Origin of the sequence: Listeria monocytogenes ATCC 19117 (genome assembly GCF_000307025.1) — a bacterium.
Lineage (GTDB): Bacteria > Bacillota > Bacilli > Lactobacillales > Listeriaceae > Listeria > Listeria monocytogenes_B.
Window position 1 is genome coordinate 2797335 of sequence record NC_018584.1, and the last position, 14035, is coordinate 2811369.

The window sequence follows — 14035 nt, forward strand, 5'->3', positions numbered from 1 at the left end:
ATTGTTACAAATATTAAAACTGCGATACAAAAAAACCTTGCTAAGATTGTACTTAGCAAGGCTTAATTTTATAATTCAATCGGGCGATCTAGTTGATAAAGTCGTTTATAGCGTGGTTCTTCTGCCATTAATTCAGCATGAGGTCCTTCCATTAACGTTTTTCCCTCTTCTAAAAACAAGACGCGGTCCATTTTTTCGGCACCAACTAAATGATGCGTTACCCATATGAGTGACTTATCTGCTAACGTTTCAAAGATAGTCGCTAGTAAATCGCGTTCTGTAATTGGGTCCAGACCAACTGTTGGTTCGTCTAAAATAACGATTGGTGTGTTTTGTAGTAGAATCCGAGCGAGAGCGATACGACCACGCTCACCACCTGAAAAACGTTCACCCATTTCACTCATTTGTGTATGATAGCCATCTGGCATGCTCATTATAAAATCGTGCAACTGAACTTTTTTCGCCGCTTCGTATACTTCTTCGTCCGATGCATCTTGATTTCCAAGGCGGATGTTGTTTAAGACGGTCGTACTGAAAAGGTGCGCTTTCTGATTTAACATTGATGTTATTTCAGGAATTTGCGGTCTTAAATTCTCCACTTCAACGCCGTTCATAGTTACTTTTCCAGCTGTTGGCAGTAAAGCTCCTTGAACTAATTTAAGAAAAGTTGATTTCCCTGTTCCACTTCGACCGATAATCGCCACTTTTTCACCTTGTTGCAATGTGAAGTCAAAACCATTTAAGATTTCTGGTGACTTTTCATCGTACGCGAAAGTTAGATTTTCTGCTTTTAAAACAACATTTTCTGTGTTGATTCGCTCTATTTCTTTCGTTTCTTCTTCAAAAGTTGGTAGCGTCGGATCTTCTATTTTGTCTAAACGAGCAAGCGAGTCTTGGTATAATGATTTGTCACTGATAGCACTTGAAACTGGTACAAACGCTTCTGCTAGCGCCATAATTGCCAAAACAAAAGCGGCAATCATCGTTCCAGAAAAGGCTCCATCACGTGATTCTGCTGTACTCCAATAAACCATCACGATAACCATAAAGCCAACAACTAACTGACTAAAGAAATCGCGCCAATTAACAAAATGAAACTGTTTATTTTCTGTTCGAAGCATGTCTGCCTCGTCTTTTTCGTAGTTAGAAATAAATGTTTTTTCACGTCCACTGAATTTCCAATCACTAATACCAAACACTGCATCGGTAAATTTTTGATATAAACTATTGCGCCCTTGTTTTAGATAAGCATTCTTTCCACGAGCATATAAAAGTGATACCCATGGAAGAACGAGCACAAGGAGGCCAATCAAGAGTACAAAGAGCGCAGCAAATGGAATCGAGAATGCTCCAAGCGCGATAACGACGCCCGCGTAAAGCACGAGGCTAACAATTGCCGGTAGCATTGTAGTTAAATAGAAATTTTGTAAATGCTCAATGTCACCTGCGAGGAGGCCCAGAATATCGCCAGTTTTATAACGTGATTTTAGTAGTAACGCTTGCGGCTCAAGTAAACGATACAGTCGAACGCGCATCTTTTCCAGAATTCTAAGGACAAGCGAATGGCTCGAAAGGCGTTCCACATAGCGTGAAACGGAGCGCATAATACCAAATGCACGAACACCAACTGTCGAAATATAAACCGCCATGATGGATTCCGGCATCAAGGACGATTTCGAAATTAAATGTCCAGACGTAAACATAAGTGCTCCAGCAGAGGCAAAAGTTAGTGTTCCAAGGAAGATGACAAGTAAAAACAAGCCGCGGTTTTCTTTAATATATGGGATAATCCAGCTACTTTTCCGCATCATACTTCCTCCAATTGGGCTTTGACTAAATTGTAATAGAAACCTTTACGCGAAAGTAATTCTTCGTGCGTTCCAGTTTCAACGACAGCCCCGTGATCTAAAACAATAATTCGGTCCATTTCGAGCATCCAGTGCAAACGATGCGTCGCGAAAAAGACAAGTCGATTTTCAAATAAGTCTAGCATTGGTTTTTTTAACTCATATTCCGTTTCAATATCTAAGTGGGCTGTTGGCTCATCCATTAACACAATTGGACGATCCGTTAAGAATGCACGAGCCAGTGCGACACGCTGTTCTTGCCCACCACTCAGCATCCGCCCAGCTTCTCCGACAAGCGTTTCATAACCATCTTCCAGTCCCGCTACAAGCTTATTTAAACCGGCAGATTCTGCTGCTTTTTTCATTTCCTCATCTGTAGAGTTAGGATGATAAAAGCGAATATTTCCAGCAATTGTATCGTGGAAAAGGTATGGATGTTGCGGAATATAAGTGACTTGGGTTTGCCAATCACTCGAAGCAAGCGACGCACCACTTTCCCCATTCCAACGAAAACCTCCAGAAGTCGGGGTCAAAAAGCCACTCAAAACATCAATCAAGGTAGATTTCCCAGCGCCCGTCGCACCAATAATCCCAACTTTTTCAAATCCTTTTACCGTAAAACTGGCTTCATGAAGCGAATCTGCAGCATCTACATCATGCTTTACAGTAATATTTTCAAACGAAAACTCCGTATTTTCAGCAAAAGTTGTTAAAGGTAGTGCATTCGTTTCCGGTTTTTCTGCTTTGGCTTGGTCAATAATTCCTTGAATAACGCGACCAGCCTCTTGACCATCAAGTGTAGCATGATAATCCGAGCCAACTTCACGAACTGGTAAAAAGTATTCTGGCGCAAGGATTAGGACACTAAGCGCAATTGGCAAATTCATGTTACCGTCAATGAGACCAAGACCTAGGAACAGCGCAACGAGCGCAATCGATAACATCGTAAAGAAATCTAGCGCGAATGACGACATAAATGCCACACGCAACGTTTTCATCGTGGCTTTACGATAACGCGAACTAACCGAAGCAATTTTCCCTTCATGGTCGTGACTAAGCCCCAAATACCGCAACGTTTCCAAACCCTTCAACGAATCTACAAAGTGGTTAGAGAGCACGCGATACGTTTCAAATTGGGAATCTGCTTGTTTTTTCGCGGCTAATCCTAGAATAATCATAAATACAATTAAAATCGGCAAAGTAATCATCAAAATAAAAGCAGAAGTCCAGTCTTGAAAAGCAATATACACCCAAATCATCGCTGGAATAATTGCCATATTCATCATTTTAGGTAAAAACAGTTCCAAGTAATTTCGGAAATCCGCCACACCTTCCATAACCATCGTGACCACTTTCCCAGTTCCTTCCGCACGAGCAAAACGCGGTCCAAGTGCGAACAAACTATCAAGCAACTCTTCCCGCATCGTTTTCGCTAGTTTCGCAGCATAACGGTAAACGATTTGTTTTTTCCATACATTCAAAAAGTGACGCAAGAAATAGGCCCCCGCGAAGAGACCTATTTGTATTGTGACTGATTGAAACGCGTGCTCGTGAAATAAGTCAGTAATCGCACGAGCTAAAGTTATCGCCATCACGATAATCGCAGCACCTTGAACAAGCGTGAAAACTGCGAGAATCGCCATTATTTTTTTAATTCCTTTGTAGTTCCTTAAATCTTTTCCCATTAATACGTCATTTTCTCCTTACTAGAAACGCGCTTACGGAAAACATAGTAGCTCCAAATTTGGTAACCAAGAACAAACGGCAGTAGCGTAACGGCAACTATCGTCATCACACTAAGCGAATATTGTCCGGAAGCTGCATTTTCTATAGTTAAATCAAACGCACTGTTGATAGAACTGATCATTACACGTGGGAATAGTGACACGAAAATCGTCGCAATCGTGAAGACAATTCCAAGTCCGCCGAATGTAAATGCCAAAATATCACGATCTTTCCAAATAAACAGGGCAGATAGCACGTACATAACGACTACAATTCCAATCATCAGTGGTACAAGTACAGGTCTAACTTGGAACATGTCAGTATTGAAGTAAGCAAGTACAACGAAAATTACTAGAGCTGGTACAGTAATAAACCAAACACGTTTCGCCATACGACGAGCACGGTCTTGAATATCCTCTTCTGTACGTAAAGTAATAAATAGTAATCCGTGAAGTAGGCACATGAGCGTAATCGTCACGCCACCCCATACGGAGAATACGGTAATGTAATCAAAGAACCCAGCGTACATATCCATATCACTATTAATCGGCATACCTTGAATCAAGCTAGCAAATAATACACCAAATAGGAATGGCGGTAAAATACTACCGAAGAAAATAACCCAATCCCATGTTTTTATCCAAAGCGGTGAATCTTTTTGACCACGGAATTCAAAAGAAACACCACGGCCAATTAGCGCAAGTAATAAGAATACTAGCGGAATATAATAACCACTAAACATGGTTGCATACCAGTTAGGGAAAGCGGCGAAAATCGCGCCCCCAGCAGTTAGTAACCAAACTTCATTTGCATCCCAGAACGGCCCAATCGTATTAACGAGCACGCGGCGTTCCAGTGCATTTCTAGCCATAAATCGTGTAGACATCCCAACACCAAAGTCAAAACCTTCAAGGAAGAAGAATCCAATGAATAAGATGGCGATTAATAGAAACCATAACTCATTTAGTGACAAAGCTTTCATCCCCCTTATCAAACGGATCTACGGAAATCTCTGCTTTTTCTGGTTTGTGTCCGTCTGGTCCTTTTTTAATTTCACGTATAAACAAGTAAACCAATAGAATGGCTAAAATCGTATAAATTGTCGAGAACGCAATTATCGAGAACAAAATTTGTCCTGATGAAACGTTTGGCGATACGGCATCAGCGGTTTTCATGTAACCGAAAACTACCCATGGTTGTCGCCCTATTTCTGTCATAATCCAACCCATGGAGTTCGCTAGGAACGGGAAGCCAATCATTGGAATCATGAAACGTAAATACCATTTTGCATTAACGAGTTTTTTCTTCCAAGCAAGCACGATACCAATTAATGCGAATAAAATCATTAACATACCTGCGCCAACCATGATACGGAAGCTCCAAAATGCTGTTTTAACTGGTGGGATGTAGTCACCTTCACCATATTTTTCTTCGTATTGTTTTTGCAGCGTGTTCATACCTTCCACGCTACCAGTTAATGTTCCGTAAGATAAGAAACTTAGCGCGTAAGGGACATTGACTTCCCATTCGTTTTTCTTCTCTTCTGGGTTGATCTTGGCAATCATCGTCCACGGAGCTGGGTCGGCTGTATCTTCCCATATCCCCTCTGTTGCTGCCATTTTCATTGGTTGTGTTTTAACCAAGTATTGTGCTTGTGAGTGACCACTGAAAGCCACACCAAAGCCACCGATTACCGCCATGACCATTGCAATTTGGAATGATCGTTTAAAGAAGGCGACATCTTGTTTTTTGAGCATCTTATACGCACTGACACCAGCAATGAAAAAGGCCCCAGTGGCAAATGCCCCGAATATAACGTGCGGGAACTCCACAAGTAGTTGTCCATTAGTAATAAGTTGCAAGAAGTCATTCATTTCTGCGCGGCCGTTCTTAAATTCAAAACCAACCGGATGTTGCATAAATGAGTTCGCTGCTAAAATCCAGAAACTAGACATAATTGTTCCGATTGAAACAAGCCAAATACATGCTAAATGAAGTTTTTTGCCAAGTTTGTCCCAACCAAAAATCCAAAGTCCGATAAACGTAGATTCCATAAAGAATGCAAGTAACGCTTCGATTGCAAGTGGTGCTCCGAATACGTCCCCAACAAATCTAGAGTAATCCGACCAGTTCATCCCAAACTGGAATTCTTGAATAATACCGGTTACGACACCGACTGCGAAGTTAATAAGGAATATGTGTCCCCAAAACTTCGACATTTTTTTGTAAATTTCTTTCCCCTTCACGACATACAACGTTTCCATAAGAGCAACCATAAATACAAGTCCAATTGAAAGTGGTACAAATAAGAAATGGAAAATCGTTGTTGATGCGAATTGAAAACGGGCTAAAAATAGTTTATCCACCCTTTTCTCCTCCTTTTTGTGCTAAAAATTACTGCTTCGTTCCCTGATTTGTGCTTCTCTCTTAAAAATCATGTGAAAAACCGCCCAAAGTGACGCGTTCAGTTGCTCTGTAATTCACAAAGCATAATAAAATAATATGTAATCCTTATTTTTCACAGATTTAGGAACTAGTTAAGAAAGATTTTCACTTTATAATGAGTTCTATCTGGAGTATATTTTATCCTATTTTGCGACAAATTTATTTAGTACTTTCGATGTTATTTTGTTTTAGTTAGATTGTGATATTTTTCGCAATTATTATCTGGCTGTAAATGTTGGTAAGGCTTATTGCTTTTTATTTCACAATGAAAGATTTAAAAGTATGATTTCTTACAATAAGCATTAAGACCTATTCAATTTATTCCGTTTTCGTAGATCTTGGAAAAAACTTTTTAACATTTCGCTGCTTTCTTTTTCCATTAATCCTGCTTCTACTTCACACGTATGATTAAATCGGTCATCTTGGAGTAAATTCATTAACGATCCGGCTGTTCCCGCTTTTGGATCTTTGGCTCCGTAATAAACTTTTTCAATCCGCGAAAGTAAAATGGCGCCGCTACACATCGGACATGGTTCTAGCGTAACGTATAGTTCTGCACCGCTAAGTCGCCATGAATTTTGATGTTTACACGCATCTTGAATCGCAAGCAACTCCGCATGGGTCACTGCATTTTGGCTCGTTTCACGCAAATTATGCGCCCGCCCAATAATTTCTCCATCTAAAACAACGACTGCACCAATTGGAACTTCTCCAATATCTCGTGCTTTCTCGGCTTCTTCAAGCGCTTGTTGCATAAAGAAAGCTCGTTCCATCTATGCACCTCATTTCTAAAAAGTCACTCATTGTTATTTTAGCATAGCTTGGATTGGATGTAGGAATAATCTGCTCAAACTTTCACAGGAACACTTTAGTTGCTTTCGCGGAACATTTATATTACCATATATTAATACTAGGTCCTAAAACAAAATTATCAAAATATACAATCTACTTATAAAGGAGAGTCATTATGAATTCAGAAAATTTAATCGCTCCAGAACTTTATAATATTACCGACGAGATTGCTAAATTCAGTTCTGAAAAAACTGCTTTAATTTGGAAAAATGAGCATAACGAAACAAAAACTTGGAGTTACCGCCACCTGCTTGAACAAGCGAATAAATTTGCCAATGTTGTCAAAGACGCAGGCATAAAAAAAGGTGACCACGTTATCGTCATGACACCTAGATTACTCGAAACGTACGCAATTTACATGGGCTTATGGAAAGCTGGTGCCATTATCATCCCGGCATCCGAGCTACTTAAAGCGCACGATTTAGAATACCGCATCCACCATGCAAACGTAAAAGCAATCGTTTCTTACAATGGAATGACTGCTGAATTTGATAAAATTGAAAGCATCCCTTCTGTTTCGAAAAAAATTATTGTTGGGGAGAAATTATCCGGCTGGGATCACTACGAAACATTAATGGAAGCCGCTTCAACCGAATTTGAACGCGTGGAAACTTCGCGCGATGATGCTTGTCTGCTTGCATTCACGAGTGGAACAACAGGTAATCCTAAAGGCGTTGTACATATTCACGGCTGGGGTTACGCGCATATTCGTATCGCTGCTGATCATTGGCTCGATATTCACGAAGACGATATCGTTTGGGCTACAGCCGGACCTGGTTGGCAAAAATGGGTTTGGTCTCCTTTCCTTTCTGTACTCGGAAAAGGTGCCACTGGCTTCATTTACAACGGTCGTTTCATTCCTGAAAAACAACTTCATTTACTGGAAGAAGAAAAAATCAACGTGCTGTGCTGTACGCCAACAGAATATCGCTTAATGGCTAAAGTAAATAATTTGCGCGAACATGATTTAAGTTCCCTTCGTAGCGCCGTATCAGCAGGAGAACCTCTAAACCGCGAAGTAATTCAAGTTTTCCAAGATAATTTTGATATTAAAGTTCGCGACGGCTACGGTCAAACGGAGAGTACACTGTTGATTGGGACACTGGTTGATACGCCGATTCGCCCTGGTTCGATGGGCAAACCAATTATGCCTGAATACATGGCGATTATTGATGCTGAAGGAAATCCAGTTGGTGTCGGTGAAATTGGTGATATCGCGATGCGTAGAGATTTCCCAGCACTTTTCAAAGAGTACTATAAAGAACCAGAACGTTTGCAAAAAGCGATTCGCGGTGATTATTTCGTTTCTGGTGACCGCGCTATCCGCGATGAAGATAATTATTACTGGTTCCAAGGCCGGAATGACGATATTATTATTAGCTCTGGTTACACGATTGGACCGTTCGAAGTAGAGGACGCGCTCACACATCATCCAGCCGTAAAAGAAGTCGCTGTTGTCGCAAGTCCTGACGAAATCCGCGGTACGGTCGTAAAAGCATTTATCGTCTTAAAGGATGGTTACGAGGGCACGGAAGATCTTGTGCATGAATTACAAACATTCACGAAAGAACAAACCGCTCCGTATAAGTATCCGCGCCGGATTGAGTTTGTTGAGGCATTACCGAAAACTGATTCTGGTAAAATTCGCCGCGTTGAGTTGCGTGATGCGGAGTTTGCTAGTGTGCATGGATAATCAAAAACCCAGCCTTCCTGAATAGAAGGTTGGGTTTTCTTTTAAATATTCAACTCACTCGCCGCTTCCTCGTCCAGCACCACTGTAAAATTAGGGTGTAACTGGAAAATCGAGCTTGGAATGTCTTCTGTCACTGGGCCTTGTAGGGCTTTTTTGATAATCGCTGCTTTTTTCTTGCCGTTTGCGAATAGGATGACTTCTTTTGCGTGCATGACGCTTTTTGGTCCCATTGTTACGTAGTATTCGGGGACTTTTTCCACGTCGCCGCCAACTTCTCCGAGCAAAATATCGAACATATCTGGGCGTGATTGAACGGAAACAAGTCGGGTTTCATCGCCGAATTTGGTTACGCCAGGTAAGTTCCCGCAGAAGTGACCATCTTCACCAATCCCGATTAAAATCGCGTCCAAACCGCCAACTGCTTTCAAATGCGCTTCATGGTCTGTATAGTTTTTCGTATCTAGCATGTGAATTTGTTCTTCTGGAATTCCCGCCGGATCAAAGTACATCGCTTTTAAATTGGCAATGGTTACGCCGTATTTTTCGTCCCCAATTGGAATTTCGTCAAAATTATAATAGCTTACATTTGTCAGTGGTGCCTTTTCTTTCATTTCTTCTACAATCAGTTCGTACATTCGCTTCGGTGTGGAGCCTGCTGTGATGGCTAAATGAACCAACTTGTCTTGATACATTTTCCCTAAAAGCAGTTGCATCGTTGTTTTACTCATATTTTCGTAATCTTTTTCCACAATAATTTTCATTTTTTTCACCTCTCGCTTTGAATTACCTTTATGATAAAGTGTATAGTAACTATAGAGTCAAGACGAAAGGGTGATAAATGTGGAACCGCTTTTTTCCATTGGGGAAATGGCAAAGAAAAGCCAACTCTCCATCCAACGACTGCGCTATTATGATAAAATTGGGCTTTTGGTCCCGGCTTTTACCGATCCAACTTCTGGATATCGCTACTACAAAACGGCTCAAGAAGAACAACTCAACCTCATTCAAGCGTTGCAGTATATGGGGTTTTCCTTGCAAGAACTAAAACAATACCTCGACAAAAACACATCGGAAAGCTTGCCCGATTTGCTTATAAAATACCAACAAAAATTAATGGATGAAGAAGCTCGCATTGCCCGTAAAAAATGGCTTATTGACCGTTATCAAGGTTTGTTAAAACGGGAAACTGACTCGACAAAACCTCTAACAGCGGTCCGACTTTTGCTTACAGAGCCACTTCTAACGCCTGTTCATGCGGATATTTTAAACGACCCGGCTTTTCATCAAGAAGTGCAGAAAACCGTGAGCCGCCTTGGTCTTTCGAAAAGCTATCAGCAGTTTCCTGGTTATTGTATTTTAGACGGGCAGACTTATCTTTTCATTGAGTTGGATCATTCTATTGGCGCGCCTGGTGAACGGCGTTTGTTATCAAGCGAGCGGCAAGCTTTTGTCACGCCGCAAAACTGGGAGACACCTCCAGAAAATGAAAATTACCTTTTACAAGAAACGGTGGCTTGGATTAATCAAGAGCTGATTCGTGGTTATTCCTATGAAACAAAATTAACTTTTGAATAGATATTTTAGAAAGATTGGTTATAATAGAAAGAAATAACGTGGAGGTGGGCGCCGTGGAAATCAAGCAAATCAAAGCAAAAGACACGCAAGATATTAGGCACCGGGTTCTTCGCCCAGAACAGCCTGAAGAAAACGCAATTTACCCTAATGATGATATGGAGGGTACTTTTCATTTAGGCGCTTTTGAAAAGGATGTTTTACTTGGGATTGCCAGTTTTTATCCAGAAAAATCGACTGTTATTATGAATCCTGCCCAGTACCGAATTCGCGGTGTGGCGACAGAACGCCGGATGCGCTTGAAAGGCCTCGGCACAGCTTTACTTGCAGACGGTGAAGCGAAAATTTGGAAGCGCGGCGCAGATATTATTTGGTGCAATGCGCGGATTGTCGCTGTTGGTTTTTATGAAAAACACGGCTACCGCAAAGTCGGCAAATCGTTTGTCATTCCTGGCATCGGCGAACATTACTTAATGAAAAAAGTGAATCCAAATAAAAAAGTGGACCAAGATAACTAATATCTGGTCCACTTGTTTTTTATAATTTAGAATAAGGTTGCGTATGAATCATCCAAGAAATTCCGTACTCATCGACGAATTGTCCCATTTTTCCGCCCCAAAATTGCTCTTCGAAAGGTAACGTTACTGTTACTCTTCCTGAGCTGCTCACTTTTTCAAAGAAAGCATCGGCGTCGGCTACTGCCGCTGGGTCTTCACTGTTAGAATCAAGCATAATCGAAATTTGATTGGATGGTTTTACTTCTTTGCCAAATGAATCTGAACAAAATAAGTTTGCGCCAAGGACGGTAAAGCCACCGTGAACAGTTGTGTTCTCTAGGTTTTCTTTTGCTAAGCCAAACATTTCGCTTTGTTCCTCACTTACTGGAAGCCTTGAAATATTCGTTGCTCCGAACACTTCTTCATAATATCCTAAAGCCTCTTTTGCATTTTCAAAAGCCAAATACGGGTACATTTTTGCCATAAAAATCGCTCCTTTGTTTTTGAGACACTAGTTAGAAAATACCCAATTCGTTTTACCTTAAACTATCTCGGGATTTTTAAAAATTCGGCGCCATGTTTTGCTCATAATCACTAGACAGACGGTGAACGCGCCTAAATCTGCTAATGGGAAGGCGTACCAAATACCATCTAAACCGAAGAACTGCGGCAAAATAAGTAAAAGTGGTACTAAACAGATGATTTGGCGCATTAGGGAAATGATGAATGAAATTCTTGCTCGACCAAGTGCTTGATATAGCCCACCGCAGACAATTTGGAAACCAATTGTTGGCGCAGCTAGTAGCATAAATCTAACAGCGTTTGTTCCTTGTGCAATCAGTTCTGGGTCGTTAGAGAAAATTCGTACGAGCATTCCTGGGAAAATTTCTACCGATCCCCAAGCAATTAGTGACATGACAGTTGCAGCTATCATTGATACTTTAACAGCTTTCATTACGCGTTCGAATTGTCTGGAACCGTAGTTGAAGCCGACGATTGGTTGCATCCCTTGTGTGACACCATTGATTGGCATAATGACGAACGACGCAATCCGGTTCGCAATTCCGTATACTGCAATCGCCATCGTTCCACCATAAATATTAAGCATCCAGTTTACCGCAACTGTCACGATACTACCTGCGGACATCATAATAAATGACGGGAACCCGATTGCCATAATCCGGCGAATCAGCGGGAAATCCATTCGGAATGAGAACCCTTTTAAAGATAAAGTACTTTTTCCTGATAAAAAATAAATCAAGAGCCAAATCGCGCCAACAGCCTGCGCAATAACAGTTGCAAGGGCAGAACCACGAACGCCCATACCAAAGCCCATAATGAAAATTGGGTTTAAAATCATATTTAAAATAGCGGAAATAATCATGGTTAACATCGCTGTTTTCGCATTACCTTCTGAGCGAACGATATTATTCATCGCCATCGCGAAGGTTTGGAACACTGCGCCTAACAAAATAAGCGATAAGAAATCACTGGCAATATCATGAATATCTGCCGGTGCTCCGAAAAGCGTAATAAGCGGATCTAAAAAAATAAAGGTTACAATTGCAATAAAAATGCTGGAAATAAGCACTAACCAAATAACTTGATGGAATACTTTATCCGCTTGTTTTTGTTCCCCAGCACCGAGCGAGCGGGAAATAATCGACGCGCCACCAATACCAAACATAGCTGCCATTGCCATTAGTATCATTTGAACTGGGAATGCAATTGAAAGTGCTGCAACCCCTGATGGCCCAACGCCATATGACACGAAAATCGTATCAACAATATTATACATCCCCATAACAAACATGCCGATAAATGCCGGTATCGACAATCTCGCCATGAGTGAAGGAATGCTATCTTCACCTAATCGTTTACTCTGTTCTTTCATTCAGATTCTCCTCCTTCGACTGCTATAATCGCATTATCTGAAAGTCGTCCTATCAAATGCATTAAGTCATCTTTTTCCTTTTCACTAAAATTCGCTGTTAAAAGTGCGGACCATTCGGCTGTCACTTCTTCAATTAAATCGCGCATCTGAAAACCAGTTTCCGTCACAAAAATCCGCTGAATACGTCTATCTTTCGCATCAATTTCGCGGCGAATCATCCCCAGTTCTTCCAAACGCTTAATATGCCTTGTCACACTTGCTTTATCAACCATAAACCTTTTAGCCATAGATTCTTGGGAAATACCATCTTCTTTATAAAGCGTCCATAAATAACGTAATTGACCTATATTAAGACCAGTTTCTAGTAATTTTTTATTTTTAAAAGTGCTTTCTGAACGATGAATAATTGCGATGGCTTTCGCTAAGCTTTCCTGTCTATCTGCCATTTATCCGACTCCTCATAAAAAAATCCGCCACATAATTAGTTGCGGCGTCAACCATTATAGTATAGCAGGATTTTAGTTGACTGCGCAACCTTTTTATTTCCCGGGCAATAATTTGACTTCCTATCTTTCTTTTGTAAAAATAAAGAATAGAGAAGGGGTGCTATCCACTGTGCATATTAAAATATTAAAAAATAGATATCCCAATATAGTCGTTTCAAAAAATCCAATAAAATCCAGTTCAGATACGATTTCTTTTTTCGAAGAACCGTATTATTTTACTATTCCTAAAAGCAATCTTTCAGAAGAAGAAGCGATGTTATTACATACGCTATTTCCAGAACCATTACCAACATTTCCTAAAGAATCCACCCAATTTTGGTTCGATTTATTGTTTGGAAACAAGGAATTGGCGATGACAAATGAGAAAGAAACATATCGCATTACGCAGTTCCATATTAAGACAACTACAACTAAAAGCATGTTACAAGAGTGGCAAAAGGCTTTGCTGAGTTTTTTCAGTCCAGAAGCTGAGTTAATTATGTTTTCGACTAACTATGGCGTTATTATTGAAAAATCAACGGGGTCGCTGCTTGGCGAAGAGGAACTAATCGCCGTTGCCGGTACGCTTGAAAATGATTTCTATATACAATCTACATTTTTCATGGGTCTTTTCCATCCGTTAAATGATCGATTGCGTGGTTTATTTGCAGAAGAACGTGCCATTTTCAACCATAATAATCGTGAGGTAGTTCAGACCGTGGCTTCCGAAAGTTTAAAAGTTATCGCGCTTCGAATGAAGGAAAGTTTAATCACGAATGAACTCAACGACCTTTTCCATCAAGATGATACTTGGATTCCGCTGATTCACACATTATTTAAAAACCAAGGAAACATCAGTCTCACGGCTAAAGAGCTTTTTATGCACCGAAATACCATTCAATATCGTTTGGATAAATTTTATGAGCAAACAAACTTATCGCTCCGCAAGATGGATGGGTTGCTCTTAGCTTATCTATCTACACTTCAAACAAATAATAGCAATCATGAATAAATGATCATGGTTG

The 14035-nt window shown here is 40.6% G+C and carries 13 protein-coding genes; 4 read left to right on the forward strand and 9 right to left on the reverse strand.

What is annotated here, in order from left to right; translation table 11 throughout:
* Positions 1-68 precede the first annotated feature (68 nt).
* The 5 genes from cydC to tadA form a co-directional block, all read right to left on the reverse strand.
* Complete coding sequence (gene cydC / locus LMOATCC19117_RS13900; protein WP_003725010.1) at positions 69-1808, reverse strand: thiol reductant ABC exporter subunit CydC; 1740 nt, start codon at positions 1806-1808, stop codon at positions 69-71.
* A complete protein-coding gene (cydD, locus tag LMOATCC19117_RS13905; RefSeq protein WP_003725011.1) occupies positions 1808-3532 on the reverse strand; it encodes a thiol reductant ABC exporter subunit CydD in 1725 nt (574 codons plus the stop codon). The genes cydC and cydD overlap by 1 nt, the downstream gene beginning before the upstream one ends.
* Entirely contained in the window at positions 3532-4545 is a 1014-nt protein-coding gene (gene cydB, locus LMOATCC19117_RS13910; protein ID WP_003727651.1) for a cytochrome d ubiquinol oxidase subunit II, read from the reverse strand. The genes cydD and cydB overlap by 1 nt, the downstream gene beginning before the upstream one ends.
* Positions 4532-5938, reverse strand: coding sequence for a cytochrome ubiquinol oxidase subunit I (locus tag LMOATCC19117_RS13915; protein ID WP_003722078.1), 1407 nt, complete (start codon positions 5936-5938; stop codon positions 4532-4534). Before LMOATCC19117_RS13915 ends, cydB begins: the two co-directional genes overlap by 14 nt.
* Positions 5939-6319: 381 nt before the next feature.
* The gene (gene tadA, locus LMOATCC19117_RS13920) at positions 6320-6790 is read right to left on the reverse strand and encodes a tRNA adenosine(34) deaminase TadA (RefSeq protein ID WP_003730750.1); all 471 of its coding nucleotides are present in this window, start codon (positions 6788-6790) and stop codon (positions 6320-6322) included.
* Between the two features lie 194 nt (positions 6791-6984).
* Between tadA and mbcS the strand changes: the two genes are divergently transcribed.
* Positions 6985-8562: an acyl-CoA synthetase MbcS gene (gene mbcS / locus LMOATCC19117_RS13925; RefSeq protein ID WP_003730749.1), complete on the forward strand. Its 1578-nt coding sequence runs from the start codon at positions 6985-6987 to the stop codon at positions 8560-8562.
* Between the two features lie 41 nt (positions 8563-8603).
* On the opposite strand, the gene LMOATCC19117_RS13930 is transcribed toward mbcS, so the two are convergent.
* On the reverse strand, positions 8604-9323 hold the full coding sequence (locus LMOATCC19117_RS13930) for a glucosamine-6-phosphate deaminase (RefSeq protein ID WP_003725015.1): 720 nt from the start codon (positions 9321-9323) through the stop codon (positions 8604-8606).
* Positions 9324-9402: 79 nt separating this feature from the next.
* On the opposite strand from LMOATCC19117_RS13930, the gene LMOATCC19117_RS13935 reads away from it, so the two are divergent.
* Entirely contained in the window at positions 9403-10137 is a 735-nt protein-coding gene (locus LMOATCC19117_RS13935; protein WP_003727649.1) for a MerR family transcriptional regulator, read from the forward strand.
* Positions 10138-10190: 53 nt separating this feature from the next.
* On the forward strand, positions 10191-10652 hold the full coding sequence (locus LMOATCC19117_RS13940; protein WP_003725017.1) for a GNAT family N-acetyltransferase: 462 nt from the start codon (positions 10191-10193) through the stop codon (positions 10650-10652).
* 19 nt (positions 10653-10671) lie between these two features.
* Here LMOATCC19117_RS13940 and LMOATCC19117_RS13945 read toward each other — a convergent pair whose 3' ends face one another.
* Genes LMOATCC19117_RS13945 through LMOATCC19117_RS13955 form a run of 3 tightly spaced genes read right to left on the reverse strand, consistent with a single transcriptional unit; the run spans position 10672 to position 12971 of the window.
* On the reverse strand, positions 10672-11115 hold the full coding sequence (locus LMOATCC19117_RS13945) for a VOC family protein (RefSeq protein WP_003727648.1): 444 nt from the start codon (positions 11113-11115) through the stop codon (positions 10672-10674).
* 57 nt (positions 11116-11172) lie between these two features.
* Positions 11173-12525: an MATE family efflux transporter gene (locus tag LMOATCC19117_RS13950; RefSeq protein ID WP_003734228.1), complete on the reverse strand. Its 1353-nt coding sequence runs from the start codon at positions 12523-12525 to the stop codon at positions 11173-11175.
* A complete protein-coding gene (locus LMOATCC19117_RS13955; RefSeq protein ID WP_003725020.1) occupies positions 12522-12971 on the reverse strand; it encodes a MarR family winged helix-turn-helix transcriptional regulator in 450 nt (149 codons plus the stop codon). The genes LMOATCC19117_RS13950 and LMOATCC19117_RS13955 overlap by 4 nt, the downstream gene beginning before the upstream one ends.
* A 169-nt stretch (positions 12972-13140) precedes the next feature.
* On the opposite strand from LMOATCC19117_RS13955, the gene LMOATCC19117_RS13960 reads away from it, so the two are divergent.
* Positions 13141-14022: a helix-turn-helix domain-containing protein gene (locus tag LMOATCC19117_RS13960; protein WP_003734227.1), complete on the forward strand. Its 882-nt coding sequence runs from the start codon at positions 13141-13143 to the stop codon at positions 14020-14022.
* Positions 14023-14035: the final 13 nt, after the last annotated feature.

Coding starts and splice junctions, on each gene's coding strand:
- cydC (WP_003725010.1), bottom strand. CDS start 1,808: ATGCGGAAAAGTAGCTGGATTATCCCATATATTAAAGAAAACCGCGGC.
- cydD (WP_003725011.1), bottom strand. CDS start 3,532: ATGGGAAAAGATTTAAGGAACTACAAAGGAATTAAAAAAATAATGGCG.
- tadA (WP_003730750.1), bottom strand. CDS start 6,790: ATGGAACGAGCTTTCTTTATGCAACAAGCGCTTGAAGAAGCCGAGAAA.
- mbcS (WP_003730749.1), top strand. CDS start 6,985: ATGAATTCAGAAAATTTAATCGCTCCAGAACTTTATAATATTACCGAC.
- LMOATCC19117_RS13930 (WP_003725015.1), bottom strand. CDS start 9,323: ATGAAAATTATTGTGGAAAAAGATTACGAAAATATGAGTAAAACAACG.
- LMOATCC19117_RS13945 (WP_003727648.1), bottom strand. CDS start 11,115: ATGGCAAAAATGTACCCGTATTTGGCTTTTGAAAATGCAAAAGAGGCT.
- LMOATCC19117_RS13950 (WP_003734228.1), bottom strand. CDS start 12,525: ATGAAAGAACAGAGTAAACGATTAGGTGAAGATAGCATTCCTTCACTC.
- LMOATCC19117_RS13955 (WP_003725020.1), bottom strand. CDS start 12,971: ATGGCAGATAGACAGGAAAGCTTAGCGAAAGCCATCGCAATTATTCAT.